Source organism: Janthinobacterium sp. GW823-FHT01H08, assembly GCF_058797855.1.
This window is the reverse complement of the sequence record NZ_CM179504.1, coordinates 1,139,133-1,157,702: the sequence shown is the minus strand read 5'-3', so window position 1 is coordinate 1,157,702 and position 18,570 is coordinate 1,139,133. Positions and strand designations below refer to the sequence as shown.

Genomic DNA, 18,570 nt, shown 5'->3' with positions numbered 1-18,570 from the left:
GCCGTCGAAAAAAAAGCGGCACCGCAGTGCCGCTTTCATGCGTACAAGCAATCTTAGCTGACGACAGCCAGGCGCGGCTGGGAGCCGCCAAAACGCTGCTCGATCGACGCGGCGATGCCGGTGGCGTCCAGGCCCACGCTTTTCAGCAGTTGCACGGGGTCGCCATGGTCGATGAAGGTGTCGGGCAAGCCCAGCATCAAAATCGGCTTGACGATGCCTTCCGCCGCCAGCGCTTCGGCCACGGCCGAACCGGCGCCGCCCATGATGCAGCCCTCTTCCACCGTCACCAGGTAATCATGCTCGGCAGCAAGCTGCTTCACCAGTGCCACGTCGAGCGGCTTGACGAAGCGCATGTTGGCCACCGTCGCGTCGAGCTTGTCGCCGGCCGCCACGCTCGGCGCCACCATCGAACCGAAGGCCAGGATGGCGATGCGCTTGCCGTGACGCTTGATCTCGCCCTTGCCGATCTCGATGCTGGTCAGTTCCGGCACGATGGCCACGCCGGCACCGGCGCCGCGCGGATAGCGGATGGCGGCGGGGCCCGGATAATGGTAGCCCGTCGTCAGCATCTGGCGGCATTCGTTTTCATCGGACGCAGCCATGACGACCATGTTCGGGATGCAGCGCAGGAACGCCATGTCGTAATTGCCCGCGTGCGTGGCGCCGTCGGCGCCCACCAGGCCGGCGCGGTCCAGCGCGAACGTCACGTCCAGGTTTTGCAGGGCCACGTCGTGGATCAGCTGGTCGTAGGCGCGCTGCAAAAAGGTCGAATAGATGGCCACGACGGGTTTCAAGCCTTCGCAGGCCAGGCCGGCGCCAAACGTCACGGAATGCTGCTCGGCGATACCGACGTCGAAATAGCGGTTCGGGAATTGCTGTTCGAACTTGACCATGCCCGAGCCTTCGCGCATGGCCGGCGTGATGCCTACCAGGCGCTTGTCGTGCGCCGCCATGTCGCACAGCCAGTTGCCGAACACTTCCGTGTACGTCATCTTGCCCGGTGCCGTGGCCGGCTTGATGCCTTCCAAGGGATTGAACTTCGGCGTGCCGTGGTACAGGATCGGTTCCGCCTCGGCCAGCTTGTAGCCCTGCCCCTTCTTGGTCACCACGTGCAGGAATTGCGGACCCTTCAATTGCTTGATGTTTTGCAAGGTCGGGATCAGCGAATCGAGGTCGTGGCCGTCGATGGGGCCGATGTAATTGAAACCGAATTCCTCGAACATGGTGGCGGGCACGACCATGCCTTTGGCGTGCTCTTCAAAGCGCTTCGCCAATTCCAGCACGGGGCCGGGCAGCACGGATTTGCCGACATTTTTCGCCGCCGCATAGAACTGGCCCGACATCAATCGCGCCAGGTGGCGGTTCAGCGCGCCCACAGGCGGCGAGATCGACATGTCGTTGTCGTTCAAAATCACCAGCAGGTTGACGTCTTCCTGCACACCCGCATTGTTCATCGCCTCGAAGGCCATGCCGGCCGTCATCGAGCCGTCGCCGATCACGGCGATCGCATGCAGCGGGTCGCCCTTGATCTTGGCGGCCTGGGCCATGCCCAGCGCGGCCGAGATCGACGTCGACGAGTGCGCCGTGCCGAAGGTGTCGTATTCGCTCTCGTCGCGCTTCGGGAAGCCGGAAATGCCGTCTTTCTGGCGCAAGGTATGCATGCGCTCGCGGCGGCCCGTCAGGATCTTGTGCGAATAGGTCTGGTGGCCCACGTCCCAGACGATGCGGTCGTGCGGCGTGTTGAAGACGTAATGCAGCGCGACGGTCAGCTCGACCGTGCCCAGGTTGGACGACAAGTGGCCGCCCGTCTTGGAAACGGAATCGAGCAGGAAGCTGCGCAATTCCTGCGCCAGCGGCACCAGTTGCGAGCGGGCCAGCTTGCGCACTTGCGCTGGTTCATTGATGGTTTCTAACAGTTTCATTTATGCCTTCCGCTGCACGACCAGGTCCGCCAGCTCGCGCAAACGGCGTGCCTTGTCCCCGAATGGCGCCAGCGCCGCATGGGCGTCGCACCGCAATTGTTCTGCCAGGGCCCGCGATGGTTCCAGCCCCAGTATCGATACGTAGGTAGGCTTGTTGGCGGCAGCATCCTTGCCCGCCGTCTTGCCCAGGGTGGCCGAATCGGCCGTCGCGTCGAGCACGTCGTCGACCACCTGGAACGCCAGCCCGACGGCGCGCGCATACGCGTTCAGCGCCGACATCTCGTCCGCCGTCAAATCCTTGCCCGCCAGCGCGCCGAGGATCACGGCTGCGCGCAGCAAGGCGCCCGTTTTCAGTTGATGCATCTGTTCCAGCTGCGGCAAGGTCAAGGCCAGGCCGACGCTGTCGAGGTCGATCGCCTGGCCGCCGCACATGCCTGCGGAACCGGAAGCGTGCGCCAGCAGCCGGATCATCGCCATTTGCCGCGCGGGAGGAATCGCCGCGCCGTCGGCCAGCAGCATGAAGGCCTGCGATTGCAGCGCGTCGCCGACCAGCAGGGCCGTCGCTTCATCGTAGGCGATGTGCACGGTGGGCTTGCCACGGCGCAAGGCATCGTCATCCATGCACGGCATGTCGTCATGCACGAGCGAATACACGTGAATCATTTCCAGCGCGCAAGCTGCGCGCGCGAGCGTGTCTTGATCGGCGTCAAACAGTTCGCCGGCCGCCATCACCAGCAGCGGACGCACGCGCTTGCCGCCGCCCAGCAGCGCATAGCGCATGGCAGCGTGCAGCTTGTGCGGCACGACGTCTGCCGCCGGCAGGAATTGGTCGAGCCGGCCTTCCACGCCGGACTGGGTCGCTTGCATCCAGTCGCCGAAGGTCACGCCGTCTTGTTGCACATTGGCCATCATTGGGCGGCCTCGCCGGCATCCACGAACGGTTTCAACATGTCGCCTTCCAGTACTTTCACCTGCGCTTCGACACTGTCGAGCTGGGTAGCGCAATACTTGACCAGTTCCGAGCCGCGCTGGTACGCCGCGACCGATGCTTCCAGCGGCAACTGGCCCGCTTCCATTTGCGTTACCAGCTGCGCCAGTTCCGCCATCGCCTCTTCAAACGAGGCCGGCGCTGCGGCAGCGGCAGTTAATTTCTTCGACATAGACTCAGATCTCTTCGTGGCACGAGGGGCTTGTAGGGAGACGCCGGGGACTCCCGGCCAGCATAGAAGCGTTATTTTAGAACAAACCACACTATTAAGTGAAAACTTAAGCGCAATCGGCGCGCTCAAAGTCAATAGCGTTGCCAGCTTGTCAGTGGATTTTAGCCGAATCGCCCCTTGCTACCGGAAATTGCACGCCAAATGACAATGTTTCTCATTAAAGTAGTGCATTTACCGGGCGGGTTTGATAATGCCGAGGCCGATACGCGCTATAATCGCCGGTTCTGTCCGAAATACCGTTTCAACAAATTTGAATTCAGGTCTTTGCGGATTCTTTCTCTCTGTAGCGGTTGCCCAGGGAATGGCCTGGGGCACTGCTGACCGTTGTACATTTATGGGGGGTTGGGATGTCCGATCTGGCTACTCACGCCAAGCTGGCGCGTTCAAACGCGCAACTTCCGGTCCACGTCTATTTTGACGAAACGCTGTTGCAGCGTGAAATGCAGCAATTGTTCCAAGCCGGCCCGCGCTATGTCGGGCACGAGCTGATGGTGCCGGAAACCGGCGATTTTGCGACCCTGGCGTCTGAGAACGAAGGGCGCATGCTCGTGCGCAACGCCAATGGCATCGAAGTGCTGTCCAACGTGTGCCGCCACCGGCAGGCGCTGATGTTCAATGGCCGCGGCAACGCAAATAACATCGTCTGCCCGCTGCACCGCTGGACCTACGACCTCAAGGGTGAATTGATCGGCGCGCCGCACTTCCCCGAGACGCCGTGCCTGAACCTGTCGAAAACGCCGCTGCAAAGCTGGAATGGCTTGCTGTTCGAGCAAAATGGCTACAACGTGATGGAAAAATTGAAAGATTTGTCCGTCTCGAAAGACCTCGATTTTTCCGGCTATATGTTCGACCACGTGGAAATCCACGAGTGCGACTACAACTGGAAGACCTTCATCGAAGTCTACCTCGAGGATTATCACGTCGAACCGTTCCACCCGGGCCTGGGCAGCTTCGTCAGCTGCGACGACCTGCGCTGGGAATTCGGCAAGGATTACAGCGTGCAGACGGTGGGCGTGCACCGCGGCCTGCAGCAGGCCGGCTCGCCTGCCTACAAGAAATGGCAGGAGCAGGTGCTGCAATTCCGCGGCGGCGAAGCGCCGCCGTATGGCGCCATCTGGCTGACCCTGTATCCGAACATCATGGTCGAATGGTATCCGCACGTGCTGGTCGTCTCGACCCTGTGGCCCGACGGCCCGCAAAAAACGCGCAATGTGGTGGAGTTCTATTACCCCGAAGAAATTGTGCTGTTCGAGCGCGACTTCGTCGAAGCGGAACGGGCTGCCTACATGGAAACCTGCGTCGAGGACGATGAAATCGCCCAGCGCATGGATGCGGGCCGCAAGGTCCTGATGGCGCGCGGCGTGAACGAAGTGGGCCCTTACCAATCGCCCATGGAAGACGGCATGCAGCATTTCCACGAGTGGTATCGCAACAATATCGAACTGTAATTCCCTCAAGGGCCGCATTGCGCGGCCCTTTTTCATTTTCATCGTCAGGATTTACTCATGCAATCTTTATGGATGCTGTTTGCCAGTTTTATGTTCGCCATCATGGGCGTGTGCGTGAAACTGGCGTCGGATCTGTATTCGACCTCGGAAATCGTCATGTACCGCGGCATCATCGGCATGCTCGTCATGAGCTGCACGATTCTGTACCAGGGCGGCAGCTTTAAGACCACGATGCCGGGCCAGCATCTGTGGCGCGGCGTGGTGGGCGTGATCGCCCTGTGGCTGTGGTTTTATGCCATCGCCATCCTGCCGCTGGCCACGGCCATGACCCTCAATTACATGGCGCCCATCTGGATCGCCGTGATTTTACTCGCGGGCGGCTGGTGGAAAGGCATGCAACAGGTCGAGTGGCCGCTGGTGGCGGCCATTGCCATGAGCTTTGTCGGCGTGACGTTGCTGCTGCAACCCGTGTTCGAGACGGACCAGCTGAGCGGCGCCATCACGGCCTTGATTTCCGGCATGCTGTCGGCCCTCGCCTACTTGCAGGTGCGCAAACTGGGCTTGCTGGGCGAGCCCGAATACCGGGTCGTGTTCTATTTCTCGGTCGTCAATTTCCTGGCCGGCGTGATCGGCCACGTGGCCAGCGCCGGCGGCGGCCCCGTCGTCTGGCACATGCACACGAGCGCCTACGGCATCGGCTTGCTGGCCGCCATCGGCTTGTGCGCCACCATGGCGCAGATGGCCATGACGCGCTCCTATCGCTTGGGCAAGACCCTCGTGGTTGCCAATTTACAGTACACAGGCATCGTCTTTTCCAGCTTCTGGGGCGTGGTGATCTTCGGCGACCTGTTCGACTGGCATGGCTGGGCCGGCATCGCCATCATTCTCGTCTCGGGCATCGCGGCCACCTATTACAATACCCGCAACACGGCCCGTGGTGCCGCCATCGCGCGCACGGATCCCATCGCCAGCGAAGTGTAAAGGAGCGTTGCTGATGTACACCACCTTGATCCAGGCCAGCGAACTGGCCGACCACCTGAATGACAGCCACTGGGTCATCCTTGATTGCCGCCACGACTTGCTCAACCCGGCAGCGGGCAGCGACGCGTTTGCCGCCGCGCATATCCAGAACGCGCAGTTCGCCGACATCGACACGGCCTTGTCCGGCCCCAAGACGGCCCGTGGCCCGGCATTTACGGGCCGGCATCCCTTGCCCGACCGCAACGCGCTGCTGGCCACCCTGCGCGGCTGGGGCATCGATGACGACACGCAAATGGTGGCGTACGATGGCCAGGGCGGCATGTTCGCCGCCCGTTTGTGGTGGCTGCTGCGCTGGCTCGGCCACCCGAATGTGGCCGTGCTCGACGGCGGCCTGGCCGCCTGGCAGGCACAAGGCTTGCCGCTGGTCACGCCCGTGGCACCGCGCCCTGTCGGCAAGCTGACGGAAAAGGCCAGCCTGACGCGCACGGTCAGCGTGCAGGACGTCGTCGCCAACCTGGAAACGCAAGCCTTGACGGTGATCGACGCGCGCGCCCCCGACCGCTACCGCGGCGAAAACGAAACCATCGACCCCGTGGGCGGCCACATCCCGGGCGCGAAAAACCGTTTCTTCAAGGATAACTTGCAGGCGGACGGCCGCTTTAAAAGCGCGGAAGCACTGCGGCGCGATTTCAGCGCCCTGTTTGACGCACCGCAAGCGGCCGTCATGCAGTGCGGCTCCGGCGTGACGGCATGCCACAACCTGCTGGCCCTGGAAGTGGCCGGTTTACCTGGCGCGGCCCTGTATCCCGGTTCGTGGAGCGAATGGTGCGCCGATCCGGCGCGGCCGGTGGCGACGGGCAACTAAAAAAAAGCGGACCTCGGTCCGCTTTTTCATATCCAGTGGATAACTATGATGTTATCCCCAGCGATTGATTCAACTGCGCCAGTTCCGCCTGCCACGCCTGCTGGCTGGCCGGCTTCTGGTGGCGCGGTTTTCTCGCCAGGTCTTCCGCCAGCAATTGCTCCAGTTCGCACAAGCGTTCCAGTTGAACATCAACGTCGGTTTGCGCTGGCGCAAGCGCAGCCGTTTCCACGCGCGGCACCGGCAACGGCGCCTGTCCATCCTCGGCACTCAGGCGTGCATACGCGCTGGCCGCATCCGGCCACTCTTCCAGCCGGCCATCGGCCACTACCCAAAAGCGGTTGCAGGCCGTTTCGATCAGGTCGCGGTCGTGCGACACCAGCAGGCAGCCGCCTGCAAAGCCGCGCAAGGCTTGCCCCAGTTCCGCCTTGCCCTGCATGTCCAGGTGGTTGCTGGGTTCATCGAGCAACAATAAATGATAGCTGGCCAGGGACAGCCCCAGGAACAACAGCCGCGCCCGCTCGCCGCCGCTCAGGGTCGCCACCGTCTGGCCATGGCGCGCATACGGGAAACCGGCCGAGATCAACGCTTGCTTGCGCGCCACCTGGCTGCGCGCAGCTTCGTTCTGCACGGCAAACGGGTACAGGGCGTCGGATAAATCGGCCGTATCGGCCAGTTGCCTGAGCGACTGGTCGTAATAGCCGATGCTGGCGGCGTGGTGCCAGCGCAAGTCCGCCCGCTCCTCCTGTTCCTGGATCGCTTGCCAGCACAGGCGCAGCAAGGACGACTTGCCGCTGCCGTTGGCACCCAGCAAGGCGACCCGGTCGCCCGGTTTCAGCCACAGCTGACCGGTGTGGAACAACAGCGGGGAAGCGGGCACGGCGCGCACGTCCAGGGCGTCCAGCGCCAGCAACTGGTCGGCCGCCAGCGGCTTGCCGCGCAAACTCAAACGCCACGGTGCGCCATCGCTGACGAATGATTGCGCATCCTTCAATTTGTCGATGCGCCGCTGCATGGTCTTGGCCTTGCGCGCCAGGTCTTCATTGTCATAGGTGCGGCCCCACAGGGCCAGGCGGGCGCTGCTGGCGGACAAACGGTCGATTTCCTTCTGTTCGGCCGCATGCCGGGCGGCAGCGGCCAGATCGGCTTCGGCCAGGGCCGCCAGCGCGGGACCGCACGGCAAGTCGAAGTCGTACAGGCGGCTATCGCGCAAGATCCAGCTGCGCGTGGCCACGTTGTCGAGCAGGCGCTGGTCGTGCGAGACGAGGATGAAGGCGCCGCGCCAGCGCAGCAGGAATTGCTCCAGCCACAGCAGCGACGGCAAGTCCAGATGATTGCTCGGCTCGTCGAGCAGCAGCACGTTCGGCTCCTGCAGCAGGGCGCGTCCCAGCAGCAGCCGCGTGTGCTGGCCGCCGGACAGGGAATGCACGGGCACTTGCGCCGTCTCGTGCTCGAAGCCTAACTCGGCAAGCAGGCTCTCGACACGCCAATGCAGCTCGGGCTGCTCCAGCACGGGCGCCAGCAAGGCGTCGTACAGGCTCAGGCTGGCAAGTTCCGGCGGCAAGTGCTGCTCCACGTGCTGCAGGCGGCAGGCACGGGCATAGTGGATGGTGCCGGCAGTGGCTTCCCGCGTGCCGCTGAGCAGGCCCAGCAAGGTGGATTTGCCGCAGCCATTGTGGCCGATCAGGCCGATGCGGTCGCCCTGGCGCAGGGTAAAGGCGAGTTCGTTGAAGAGGAAACCGTCGTGGGTATCCAGTTGTAAAGCTTGGGTAGAAATCAGGGTAGTCATGGCTCTTGTCTTTGTTCGGGATGCAAGCATCCGCGTTAACAGGAGCGCTAACGACAACGGAGTACCAGGAAAGGACTCGTAGAGGAGGGTAACTTTGCTCTGGCCAGGTTATCGCAGCGCGATAGAACGTGGGCAAGAGCTGGCAAATGCGCTAAAAGAGCGTGCGCGCCACAAGGCGAGCAACAAGTTTTCTTCCATGATATTTTCCTCCTTTCTGTGCAAGTTAGTCAGAAAGGCAATATAGCATAAGTGGTACTGCGGCACCGAATCAGTGCATCAACCGCCGTGGCGCTTATGCGTCAAAAACAGCACGATGCACACGCCCAGCGCGATCAGCAGCACTTGCGGGATGGTTTCGCGCAAGGTGGCGCGGCGCTGCATCTGCGGCATCAGGTCGGACAAGGCAATATAGATGAAGCCGGACGAGGCGAACACGAGCACGTACGGGATCAGGTTGCTGGCGCGGTCCAGGGTGAAATAGCCAAGCAGGCCGCCCGCCACCGCCATCAGACTGCACAGCAGATTGAAGACATAGGCGCGCAGGCGCGAGAAACCGGCGTTGAGCAGTACAATAAAATCGCCGATTTCCTGCGGGATTTCATGCGCGATGATGGCCAGGCCCGTGACCAGGCCCAGCTTCGGGTCGGCCAGGAAGGCGGCCGCGATCAAGATGCCGTCCGTAAAGTTGTGCATGCCGTCGCCGACGAGGATCATCCAGCCGGCCTTGCCCGCCTCGTGCTTGTCGTGGCCGTGCGCATGGTGGTGGCCGTCGCCTTCGTGGTGGTGCGAATGGCGCAGGATGGCGAATTTTTCCAGCATGAAAAAGGCCAGCAAGCCCGCCAGCAGGGTGGCGAACAGGCTGCGCGGGTCCGCCTGCGATTCGAACGCTTCGGGCAAGGCATGCAGCAAGGACGTCGACAACATGATGCCGACGGACAAGCTGACCATGCGCTCGACCACTTTGGACAGGAATGCAAACGAAAAGATCGCCGCCGCAGTAATGCTGAAGACGCCCGCGATCGTGGTCGCGAGCAAAATGGATATAAGGACGGGATCGATGATTTTCTTACCTCAAAATGGCGCCGGCCTACGGGCGCCCGCAATGCTGGCGTCTGGCTTGATCTGTATGGTGTTGCTTATTATTCAATCTTGTGCGCGCTTGGCGGCAGCGTGGCGCATTGAAGATGCAATTGTACTGCATTGACGCGAACCGGGCATTTTACAGCCCGGTGCGCCTTTCGCGGCAACTTCTGGAAAAAAATGTGGCAATCAGGCACTTTTAGCGCCGTTCAGCTTGCAACCTCAGGCAACGCCATGCTTTTTGAACCAGGCCAGGCAGCGCGCATAGCCGTCTTTCGCATCGGCCGCCACATAGCTGGGGCGGTAATCGGCATTGAAGGCGTGGCCCGCATCGGGATACACGACGAATTCCGACTGGTTGCCGCCCTTGGCCAGCGCCTCCTTCATCTTCGCGATCGATTCCTGCGTGATGCCCGTATCCTTGCCGCCATACAAGCCCAGCACGGGCACTTTCAAGGTGGCGGCGATGTCGATGGGGTTGCTCGGCTGCAAGGCAGTCGCTTCGCCCACGAGGCGGCCATACCAGGCCACGCCCGCCTTGACGGCCGGATTGTGCGCCGCGTACAGCCACGTGATGCGGCCGCCCCAGCAAAAGCCCGTGATGCCCAGGCGGCTCGTGTCGCCGCCATTCTGTTTCGCCCACGCAACAACCGCATCGAGGTCCGCCATCACTTGCGCATCCGGCGTCTTGGCGATGATGCCTTTCATCAATTCCGGGATGCTGGCCACCTTGGTGGGATCGCCCTGGCGCACGAACAGGTCGGGCGCCAGCGCCAGGTAACCCTGCTTGGCGAAGCGGCGCGCCATGTCGGCGATATGTTCATGCACGCCAAAGATTTCCGAAATAACCAATACCACGGGCAAACCCGTCTTGCCTTCCGGCTGGGCCGCATACACGGGCACGGCCTGGCCATCGACCATCACCGACATGGTGCCCGTGACGAGCCCGGCGGAATCCGTCTTGATGACGTTTTGCGCCGCCACGGGCAGCACGGCCACGGCAAAGCCCGCGCCCAGCGCCACCTTCAGGAAACCGCGCCTGCCGTCCGGCCCGGACACGCTGCTCTGGCCCAGCAAACTTTCACAATCGGTGATCATGTCGCTCATGCGTTACTCCTGAAAGGTGTGTTGACAAACAATGTCGGCTTACGCTGCGCTAAGCCGACCTACGGTCATTGCTCAAGTAAACATGTGTTCGGGCTACGGTCATTGCTGAATTAAACATGTAGGTCGGCTTAGCGGGGCATGCCCCGCGTAAGCCGACGCAGCATCAATGCGCTTCGTCCCAGTTCCTGCCTACGCCTACCTCGGCCGTCAGCGGCACTTTCAGCGCGGCCACACCGGCCATCAGTTCCGGCAGCTTGCGCTTGACCAGTTCCAGTTCCGCGTCCGGCACTTCCAGCACCAGTTCATCGTGCACCTGCATGATCATCTTCGTCTGCAAGCCATCCGTTTCCAGCCAGCCTTGCACGGCGATCATGGCCAGCTTGATGAGGTCGGCAGCCGTGCCCTGCATCGGCGCGTTGATCGCGGCCCGTTCCGCGCCCTGGCGGCGCGGGCCGTTCGGCGAATTAATTTCCGGTAACCACAAACGGCGGCCAAACACGGTTTCCACGTAGCCGCGCGCCTTGGCTTGCTGGCGCGTGTCTTCCATGTACTGTTTCACTCCGGAAAAACGGGCAAAGTAACGGTCGATATAGCTTTGTGCGGCCGTGCGGTCCACGCCCAGGTTACCGGCCAGGCCGAAAGCGCTCATGCCGTAGATCAAACCGAAGTTGATGACCTTGGCGTAGCGGCGCTGCTCGCTCTGCACTTCCGCGGCCGGCACGCCAAAGATCTCGGCGGCCGTAGCGCGGTGAATGTCGATGCCGTCGGCAAACGCGCGCAACATCGCTTCATCGCCCGAGATATGCGCCATGATGCGCAATTCGATCTGCGAATAGTCGGCCGACACGATGTGGCTGCCCGGCGGCGCAATGAACGCTTCGCGGATGCGGCGGCCTTCCGCGCTGCGGATGGGGATATTCTGCAAGTTCGGGTCGTTCGACGCCAGCCGCCCCGTCACGGCCACGGCTTGCGCATAGTTCGTGTGCACGCGGCCCGTGGTGACGTTGATCATCTTCGGCAATTTGTCCGTGTAGGTCGACTTCAGCTTGGCCATGCCCCTGTATTCGAGCAGCACTTTGGGCAGCGGATAATCCTCGGCCAGCTTTTGCAAGACTTCTTCATCCGTCGAGGGCGCGCCCGTCGGGGTCTTCTTGACCACCGGCAGCTTCAATTTCTCGAAGAAGATTTCGCCGATCTGCTTGGGCGAACCCAGGTTGAACGGCTGCTCGGCCAGTTCATACGCCTTCTTTTCCAGCTCGAGGATCTTCACGGCCAGCTCGGCCGACTGGATGTTGAGCAATTCGTCGTCGATCAGCACGCCGTTGCGCTCGATCTTTTGCAAGACCACGGCCGTCGGCATCTCGATCTTTTCATAGATGAAGGTGAGTTTTTCATCGTTCGCCACGTTGCCCCACATGGCATTGTGCAAGCGCAAGGTGACGTCGGCATCTTCGGCCGCGTATTTCGCAGCCTGTTCCACCTCGACCTGGTTGAAGGTGATCTGCTTGGCGCCCTTGCCGCACACGTCCTCGAACGGGATAGTCGTGTAGTTCAGGTGGCGCAGGGCCAGGCTGTCCATGTCGTGCTTCTTGTGCGACTCGAACACATACGATTCGAGCAAGGTGTCGTGGGCGATGCCGCGCAGAATCACGCCATGGTTGGCGAAGATGTGGCTGTCATACTTCAGGTTCTGCCCCAGCTTGGGCTTGGTTTCATCTTCGAGCCACGGGCGCAATTTCGCCAGCACGTGTTCGCGCGTCAACTGCTCCGGCGCGCCCGCATAATCGTGGGCCAGCGGGATGTAGCAGGCGGCGTGCTCGGCCACGGAGAGGGAAATGCCGACCATTTGCGCCGTCATCGGTTCCAGCGAGGTGGTTTCCGTGTCCACGGCCGTCAGGGCAGCCGCATCGATCAGCGCGATCCATTTGTCGAGCTGGGCATCCGTCAGCACGGTTTCATACTCGGCTTCCACCGCTGGCGCGGCATCGGCGAACATGTCGCCCGTCGTGTTGACGACGGAAACGCCGGCGGCAGGCGGCGCTCCGACGGGCGACATCGGCGGCGGCGTGGCGCCCAGTTCGCGCAGCAGGGCCTTGAAGCCGTAGCGGTTGAAGAAGGCCAGCAGCGCTTCCTTGTCTTCGTGTTTCGCCACCAGCGAATCGGCGATCGTCGTCATATGGCCGGACAGATCGCAATCGGTCTTGACGGTGATCAAGGCGCGCGCCTGCGGCAGCCATGGCAGGGCCGTGCGCAGGTTTTCCCCCACGGCGCCGCCCACCTTGGCCGCGTTTTCCATCACGCCTTCCAGGCTGTCGTACAGGGTCAGCCACTTGACGGCCGTTTTCGGCCCGCATTTCGACACGCCCGGCACGTTGTCGACCGTATCGCCGATCAGCGACAGATAATCGATGATGCGGTTGGGCGGCACGCCGAACTTGGCCAGCACGGCCGCTTCGTCGAGCTTTTCATTGCTCATGGTATTAATCAGCATCACCTGGCTGTTGACCAGCTGCGCCAAGTCCTTGTCGCCCGTGGACACCACCACGTTCATGCCGGCGGCCGCCGCCTGCACGGCCAGGGTGCCGATCACATCGTCCGCTTCAACGCCGTCGACCATCAGAATCGGCCAGCCCATGGCGCGCACGGCTTCATGGATCGGTTCGATCTGCAGCCGCAGGTCGTCCGGCATCGAGGCGCGCGTGGCCTTGTACTCGGGATACATGTCATCGCGGAAAGTTTTACCCTTGGCATCGAACACGCAGGCGATGTAGGCGGCCGGGTAATCGGCGCGCAGGCGGCGCAGCATGTTGACCATGCCGTGCATGGCGCCCGTGGGGTAACCGTCCGGGCTGCGCAGGTCGGGCAGCGCATGGAAGGCACGATAAAGGTAACTGGAACCGTCGACTAACAGCAGGGTGTTTTGCATAATGCCAATAAAATAAGGTGAGCCACGCCAGCCGGGAAGAAACAGCGGCGGGCGGGTGGAATATCGTCCAATTATCGCAGAGTTTAGGGCCGCGCCACCGGCCGCAATGCGTGCCGCTCCTGGCGTTTTTGCCACCCTGGCGGCCCCGAACTGGCATGCGTGCCGCCGCTGCCAGCCATTTCCGTTCATTTAAACAGCATTGCCTATCAGTTTGTTACAATGCCTTATAGATAAATTGACGGCATTACACCACTGCACGCGCTGCAGTCCCACACATGGAAGCGAACCCATCATGATGCGTACATCGACACTCTGGACATTCCTCGCCCTGCCCCTGCTGGCATGTTCAGCCATTGCCAGCGCCCAGACGCCGGCCAAACCGAGCGACGCGCCGCCACAACTGGAACGCATCGAGGAAATGGGCGAAGCGCCCATCACCGTGGCGCCGGCCGCCGCCAAGCAGCAGATTACCGAAAAACGCGAAGCGGGCGTCACCAGCGAAGTGAAGGTCACCAGCGGCGGCAGCACCTATTACATGAAGCCGGCCGCCGGCGCCGACCAGGCCCACAGCGGCGCCCTGCGCGGCCCGCAATGGAAAGTACTGGAATTTGATCTGGGCAAGAAGAAACAGAAACAACGCGATGAAGAGGCAGCGGACGCGCCAGCACCGCCCGCACCAGCGAAGTAAGCAGCCACTCTCTTCTGCCCTGCCCCGGCCATGCGCGGGGGCAGCCGGCTTTTTTTGACCTTTTAGACCATTCCTCTCTTTCCCATGGCAGTTTTTACCGCGCTACACCTGGACGATATCGGCCAGTGGATCACGCAGTTTCCACTTGGCAAACCTCTGGCGCTCAAGGGCATCGCCTCCGGCATCGAAAACAGCAATTTCTTCCTGAGCACGGAGCGCGGCGAGTATGTGCTGACGATCTTTGAAAACCTCAGCTTCGAGCAATTGCCGTTCTACCTGCAACTGATGCGCCATTTGGCGGACCGGGGCGTGCTGGTGCCCGCGCCGATCGCCAATGCCAATGGCGAACTGGTGACGGCCCTGCAAGGCAAGCCGGCCGCCATCGTCAGCAAACTCGACGGCAGCTCGCAGATGGCGCCGCAAGCCGTGCATTGCGCCGCCGTCGGCGCCATGCTGGCCAAGATGCATCTGGCGGCGCAGGACTTCCCCCTGCAGCAGCCGAATTTGCGGGGACTGGACTGGTGGAACGCTACCACGCCGCTGGTCTTGCACCATCTCGACGATGCCAGGGCGCACCTGCTGCGCGCGGAAATCCACTTCCAGGACGCCTTTGCCGCCTGCGATACGTATAAAGCCATCCCGCGCGGTCCCGTGCATGCCGACTTGTTCCGCAACAACGTCATGTTTGACGGCGAGCGCCTGACGGGCTTTTTCGACTTTTACTTTGCCGGCTGCGACACCTGGCTGTTCGACGTGGCCGTCACCGTCAACGACTGGTGCGTGGACCTGGCCACGGGCGTGCTCGACAAGGTGCGCGTGCGCGCCCTGCTCGACGCCTACCAGGCCGTGCGCCCGTTTACGCACGAAGAACAAACGGCATGGCAACCGATGCTGCGCGCCGCCGCGCTGCGTTTCTGGCTGTCGCGCCTGTACGATTATTACCAGCCGCGCGAAGCGGAAATGCTGACACCGCACGATCCCACGCATTTCGAACGCATTCTGCGCGAACGTATCGCCACACCTGCTCCGGAACTGTTTTAAACATGGAAAAATTACCTGCAAGTACAGGTTGGCAATGGGTGAAACAGGGATTCGCCCTGTTTCGCAAGCAACCTGGCGGCATGTCGATGCTGTTTCTCGGCTATATGTTCTGCATGCTGGCCGTCAGCATCGTGCCCGTGCTCGGCCAATTGCTGCCCGTCATCCTGGTGCCCGTGTTTTCCGTGGCCTTCGTGCAAGGTTGCCTGAATATCGACCAGGGCAAGCGCGTCCTGCCCAGCCTCTTGATTTCGGGCTTCCGCAAACCCGCGTTTCCTTCCCTGTTCGGCCTGGGCGTGCTGTACATCCTGATGGCCATCGTTGCCATCGGCGCCTCGACCCTGGTGGACGACGGCTTGCTGTGGAAACTGGTCACGGGGCAACTGACGGAAGAAGCGGCACGCGCCGCCATCCCCGACTCGCGCCTGGGCCTGGGCATCCTGCTGGCCATCGTGCTGTATGTGCCGGCCGCCATGGCCTTCTGCTTTGCCGCGCCGCTGATCTACTGGCGCCAAACCGGCCTGGGCAAGGCGCTGTTCTTCAGCTTTTTCGCCGTCTGGCGTTCGCTGTCGGCCTTCATCGTCTTCGCCGCCACCTGGTTCGCCATCAGCGTCGTCACCAGCCAGTTACTGGCCGTCATCTTTGGCCGCACGCCGCTGATGATGCAGCTGATGATGCCCCTGTCGATGATACTCACCATCATCATGCATTGCTCGTTCTACGCCGCCTACCGGCAAATCTTCGGCCTGCCCGTCGATGAGAGCAAGACGGTGTCGTTGGACAAGACCGGAGAGTGATCACCGGCCAGATATAAAAAGGGGCAGCCTGCGCAGGCTGCCCCTTTTTTATATATCGAATGCCTTGCAACGCCAACAATGATGTCGGATTACGCTGCGCTAATCCGACCTACGCGCTCTCGAATGCCTTGCAATGCCACAGCGTAGGTCGGATCAGCGGCGGCACGCCGCGTAATCCGACGCTGCGAGGCCAACAATGATGTCGGATGACGCTACGCTAATCCGACCTACGCGCCAGACCAGATCACCGTTCCTGGCGTAGGTCGGATTAGCCGAAGGCGTAATCCGACGCCATCGTCAGCCATCCCGCGTACCACATCACCGTCCCAGACGTTCCAGCTTGGCAATCCCCAGGTCCAGCACCTTCATGCCGTGCTGTCCGAAGTTGATCTGCGCGCGCGCATTGCCGCCGCCGCCTTCGATATTGACGATCACGCCTTCACCGAACTTGGCGTGCGCCACCGATTCGCCGATGCGCCAGCCGCCGCCCGTGGCTTTTTGCGCGATCTTTTGTGCAATCGCATTGTCCGAACCCAGGCTGGCCACCTTGGGCGCCTCGTCCCAGGCCGACTTGCGGTTGCCGAACCAGTTGGCCTGCACCTTCGGCGACAGCCATTTCAAGGACTCTTCCGGCAACTCATCGAAGAAGCGCGACTTCATGTTGTAGCGCGTCTGGCCGTGCAGCATGCGCGTCTGCGAAAAACTCATGTACAACCGCTTGCGCGCGCGCGTGATGGCCACGTACATCAGCCGGCGTTCCTCTTCCACGCCGTTGTCTTCCTTCGAACTGCTTTCGTGCGGGAACAGGCCCTCTTCCAGGCCCGTAATGAACACATTGTCGAATTCCAGGCCCTTGGCCGAATGTACCGTCATCATCTGCAGCGCATCCTGGCCCGCCTGCGCCTGGTTGTCGCCCGCTTCCAGCGACGCGTGCGAGAGGAAGGCGGAGAGCGGCGACATCACGGCCGGCAGCGGCGCGTCCGCGTCGAGTATCTCGATGCCATCCTGGTTGACGACGGGCGCGCCCGACTGCGCCTGGGCTGCTGGGCCCAGGTGGGCCGGTGCGCCCTGTCCAAAACCTTCCTCGGAAATGAATTGGCTGGCCGCACTGACCATCTGCTCCAGATTCTCGATGCGGTCGGCGCCTTCCTTTTCATTCTGATAGTGTTGCAGCAAGGTACTCGCTTCCAGCACGACTCTGACCATTTCCGGCAGAGATAATTGCTGCGTTTCGAAGCGCACGCCTTCGATCAGTTTGACGAAACCGGCCAGCACGCTGCCCGCCTTGCCCGCCACATACGGCACGGATGCGTACAGCGAAATGCCGTACTGTTCCGACGCGGCCTGCAATTGCTCGATCGAGCGCATGCCGATGCCGCGCGTGGGGAAATTGACCACGCGCAAGAAAGCGGAGTCATTGTGCGGATTGTCCATCAATTGCAAATAGGCAATCGCGTGCTTGACCTCGGCGCGCTGGAAGTAACGCTGGCCGCCATACACGTGGTATGGAATCGCGGCCGAGAACAGCGCGTGTTCGATCACGCGCGACTGCGCGTTCGAACGGTACAGAATCGCGATTTCGCTGCGCGAGGCGCCGTCGGCGATCAGGCTTTTCGCCTCTTCGATGATCCACTGCGCTTCCTGCAAATCGGAACTGGCTTCATACACGCGCACCTGCTCGCCATGGCCCGCGTCCGTGCGCAAATTCTTGCCCAGGCGCTTGCTATTGTTCGCGATCAACACGTTGGCGCTGTCGAGGATGTGGCCGTGCGAGCGGTAGTTCTGCTCCAGCTTGATCAAGTTCTTCACCTGGAACTCGTGCTCGAAGGCGCTCATGTTGCCGACATTCGCGCCGCGGAAGGCGTAGATGCTCTGGTCATCGTCGCCGACGGCAAACAGGGCGCCGCCATCGCGGCTGCCATGGCCGGCCAGCAATTTCAGCCAGTTGTATTGCAGGTTGTTCGTATCCTGGAACTCGTCCACCAGGATATGGCGGAAACGCGCCTGGTAATGCTCGCGCAAGGGCTGGTTGCGGCTGAGCAACTCGTAAGTGCGCAGCAGCAATTCCGCAAAATCGACGACGCCTTCGCGCTGGCACTGGTCGTCGTACAGCTGGTACAGCTCGACCATCTTGCGCTCGTGCGCGTCATACGCTTCCACGTCCGTGGCGCGCAAGCCCTGGTCCTTGGCATTGTTGATGAAATACATCACCGTCTTCGGCGGGAATTTTTCATCATCGATGTTGTTCGCCTTCAACAGGCGCTTGATCACGGATAGCTGATCCTGCGAATCGAGGATCTGGAACGTCTGCGGCAAGGCCGCGTCGCGGTAATGCGTGCGCAGCAAGCGGTTGCACAGGCCGTGGAAGGTGCCGATCCACATGCCGCGCGTATTGATCGGCAGCATGGCCGACAGGCGCGTGAGCATTTCCTTGGCGGCTTTATTCGTAAAGGTCACGGCCAGGATGCCGGGCGGCGATACCTGCTGGGTCTGGATCAGCCACGCAATACGGGTGGTCAGCACGCGGGTCTTGCCCGAACCGGCGCCGGCCAGGATCAGCGCATGCTGGGCCGGCAGGGTGACGGCAGCCAATTGTTCGGGATTGAGGTTGTGAAGAAGATTTTGCATCCCGTGATTATACCGGCATGGCTAAAAATACTGTGCATTTGTCCAGCGGTCGCGCCATTTTACCCACGCGCGCTACAATCGGCA

General features: G+C 61.8%; 15 protein-coding genes. 7 read left to right on the top strand and 8 right to left on the bottom strand.

What is annotated here, in order from left to right; all coding sequences use genetic code 11:
- Positions 1 to 53 precede the first annotated feature (53 nt).
- The 3 genes from dxs to AC3RCG_RS05160 are packed head-to-tail and all read right to left on the bottom strand — an operon-like array spanning position 54 to position 3,082.
- On the bottom strand, positions 54 to 1,922 hold the full coding sequence (gene dxs / locus AC3RCG_RS05170) for a 1-deoxy-D-xylulose-5-phosphate synthase (protein WP_121668464.1): 1,869 nt from the start codon (positions 1,920 to 1,922) through the stop codon (positions 54 to 56).
- Positions 1,923 to 2,834 carry a polyprenyl synthetase family protein gene (locus tag AC3RCG_RS05165; RefSeq protein ID WP_492403455.1) on the bottom strand — a complete coding sequence of 304 codons (912 nt, stop codon included), beginning with the start codon at positions 2,832 to 2,834 and terminating at the stop codon, positions 1,923 to 1,925.
- Complete coding sequence (locus AC3RCG_RS05160) at positions 2,831 to 3,082, bottom strand: exodeoxyribonuclease VII small subunit (protein WP_046683420.1); 252 nt, start codon at positions 3,080 to 3,082, stop codon at positions 2,831 to 2,833. Before AC3RCG_RS05160 ends, AC3RCG_RS05165 begins: the two co-directional genes overlap by 4 nt.
- A gap of 407 nt (positions 3,083 to 3,489) precedes the next feature.
- Here AC3RCG_RS05160 and AC3RCG_RS05155 point away from each other — a divergent pair, with 407 nt between their 5' ends.
- From AC3RCG_RS05155 to AC3RCG_RS05145, 3 genes are read left to right on the top strand one after another with little or no spacing between them, the layout of a single operon-like run.
- Entirely contained in the window at positions 3,490 to 4,590 is a 1,101-nt protein-coding gene (locus AC3RCG_RS05155) for an aromatic ring-hydroxylating oxygenase subunit alpha (protein ID WP_492403457.1), read from the top strand.
- Between the two features lie 57 nt (positions 4,591 to 4,647).
- A complete protein-coding gene (locus AC3RCG_RS05150; RefSeq protein WP_492403459.1) occupies positions 4,648 to 5,571 on the top strand; it encodes a DMT family transporter in 924 nt (307 codons plus the stop codon).
- A gap of 13 nt (positions 5,572 to 5,584) precedes the next feature.
- Positions 5,585 to 6,436: a sulfurtransferase gene (locus AC3RCG_RS05145; protein WP_492403461.1), complete on the top strand. Its 852-nt coding sequence runs from the start codon at positions 5,585 to 5,587 to the stop codon at positions 6,434 to 6,436.
- 43 nt (positions 6,437 to 6,479) lie between these two features.
- On the opposite strand, the gene AC3RCG_RS05140 is transcribed toward AC3RCG_RS05145, so the two are convergent.
- Complete coding sequence (locus AC3RCG_RS05140; RefSeq protein WP_492403462.1) at positions 6,480 to 8,222, bottom strand: ABC-F family ATP-binding cassette domain-containing protein; 1,743 nt, start codon at positions 8,220 to 8,222, stop codon at positions 6,480 to 6,482.
- A 276-nt stretch (positions 8,223 to 8,498) separates the two neighbouring features.
- Positions 8,499 to 9,257 (bottom strand): ZIP family metal transporter, encoded by a 759-nt coding sequence (locus AC3RCG_RS05135; RefSeq protein ID WP_070222636.1) that lies wholly within the window; start codon positions 9,255 to 9,257, stop codon positions 8,499 to 8,501.
- Here AC3RCG_RS05135 and AC3RCG_RS05130 point away from each other — a divergent pair.
- The gene (locus tag AC3RCG_RS05130; protein WP_492403568.1) at positions 9,145 to 9,426 is read left to right on the top strand and encodes a hypothetical protein; all 282 of its coding nucleotides are present in this window, start codon (positions 9,145 to 9,147) and stop codon (positions 9,424 to 9,426) included. The two genes, AC3RCG_RS05135 and AC3RCG_RS05130, sit on opposite strands and share 113 nt — an antisense overlap.
- 98 nt (positions 9,427 to 9,524) lie before the next feature.
- Here the strand turns inward: AC3RCG_RS05130 and AC3RCG_RS05125 are convergent, their stop codons facing one another.
- Positions 9,525 to 10,409, bottom strand: a complete 885-nt coding sequence (locus AC3RCG_RS05125) for a dienelactone hydrolase family protein (RefSeq protein WP_492403464.1) — start codon at positions 10,407 to 10,409, stop codon at positions 9,525 to 9,527.
- 163 nt (positions 10,410 to 10,572) lie between these two features.
- On the bottom strand, positions 10,573 to 13,335 hold the full coding sequence (gene polA / locus AC3RCG_RS05120) for a DNA polymerase I (protein WP_492403465.1): 2,763 nt from the start codon (positions 13,333 to 13,335) through the stop codon (positions 10,573 to 10,575).
- A gap of 292 nt (positions 13,336 to 13,627) precedes the next feature.
- On the opposite strand from polA, the gene AC3RCG_RS05115 reads away from it, so the two are divergent.
- From AC3RCG_RS05115 to AC3RCG_RS05105, 3 genes are all read left to right on the top strand, one after another.
- Positions 13,628 to 14,023 (top strand): hypothetical protein, encoded by a 396-nt coding sequence (locus AC3RCG_RS05115; protein ID WP_070312407.1) that lies wholly within the window; start codon positions 13,628 to 13,630, stop codon positions 14,021 to 14,023.
- Positions 14,024 to 14,107: 84 nt separating this feature from the next.
- The gene (locus AC3RCG_RS05110) at positions 14,108 to 15,064 is read left to right on the top strand and encodes a homoserine kinase (protein WP_492403467.1); all 957 of its coding nucleotides are present in this window, start codon (positions 14,108 to 14,110) and stop codon (positions 15,062 to 15,064) included.
- Between the two features lie 2 nt (positions 15,065 to 15,066).
- Entirely contained in the window at positions 15,067 to 15,858 is a 792-nt protein-coding gene (locus tag AC3RCG_RS05105) for a BPSS1780 family membrane protein (protein WP_070290041.1), read from the top strand.
- 318 nt (positions 15,859 to 16,176) lie between these two features.
- On the opposite strand, the gene AC3RCG_RS05100 is transcribed toward AC3RCG_RS05105, so the two are convergent.
- Positions 16,177 to 18,486 carry a UvrD-helicase domain-containing protein gene (locus AC3RCG_RS05100; RefSeq protein ID WP_070278250.1) on the bottom strand — a complete coding sequence of 770 codons (2,310 nt, stop codon included), beginning with the start codon at positions 18,484 to 18,486 and terminating at the stop codon, positions 16,177 to 16,179.
- Positions 18,487 to 18,570: the final 84 nt, after the last annotated feature.

Bases quoted from the DNA above. Each gene is read 5' to 3' on its own strand.
- AC3RCG_RS05145 (WP_492403461.1), top strand. From the start codon at position 5,585: ATGTACACCACCTTGATCCAGGCCAGCGAACTGGCCGACCACCTGAAT.
- AC3RCG_RS05115 (WP_070312407.1), top strand. From the start codon at position 13,628: ATGATGCGTACATCGACACTCTGGACATTCCTCGCCCTGCCCCTGCTG.
- AC3RCG_RS05165 (WP_492403455.1), bottom strand. From the start codon at position 2,834: ATGATGGCCAATGTGCAACAAGACGGCGTGACCTTCGGCGACTGGATG.
- AC3RCG_RS05150 (WP_492403459.1), top strand. From the start codon at position 4,648: ATGCAATCTTTATGGATGCTGTTTGCCAGTTTTATGTTCGCCATCATG.
- AC3RCG_RS05160 (WP_046683420.1), bottom strand. From the start codon at position 3,082: ATGTCGAAGAAATTAACTGCCGCTGCCGCAGCGCCGGCCTCGTTTGAA.
- AC3RCG_RS05155 (WP_492403457.1), top strand. From the start codon at position 3,490: ATGTCCGATCTGGCTACTCACGCCAAGCTGGCGCGTTCAAACGCGCAA.
- AC3RCG_RS05100 (WP_070278250.1), bottom strand. From the start codon at position 18,486: ATGCAAAATCTTCTTCACAACCTCAATCCCGAACAATTGGCTGCCGTC.
- AC3RCG_RS05110 (WP_492403467.1), top strand. From the start codon at position 14,108: ATGGCAGTTTTTACCGCGCTACACCTGGACGATATCGGCCAGTGGATC.
- AC3RCG_RS05105 (WP_070290041.1), top strand. From the start codon at position 15,067: ATGGAAAAATTACCTGCAAGTACAGGTTGGCAATGGGTGAAACAGGGA.
- AC3RCG_RS05140 (WP_492403462.1), bottom strand. From the start codon at position 8,222: ATGACTACCCTGATTTCTACCCAAGCTTTACAACTGGATACCCACGAC.
- AC3RCG_RS05130 (WP_492403568.1), top strand. From the start codon at position 9,145: ATGATGCCGACGGACAAGCTGACCATGCGCTCGACCACTTTGGACAGG.
- dxs (WP_121668464.1), bottom strand. From the start codon at position 1,922: ATGAAACTGTTAGAAACCATCAATGAACCAGCGCAAGTGCGCAAGCTG.
- AC3RCG_RS05125 (WP_492403464.1), bottom strand. From the start codon at position 10,409: ATGAGCGACATGATCACCGATTGTGAAAGTTTGCTGGGCCAGAGCAGC.
- polA (WP_492403465.1), bottom strand. From the start codon at position 13,335: ATGCAAAACACCCTGCTGTTAGTCGACGGTTCCAGTTACCTTTATCGT.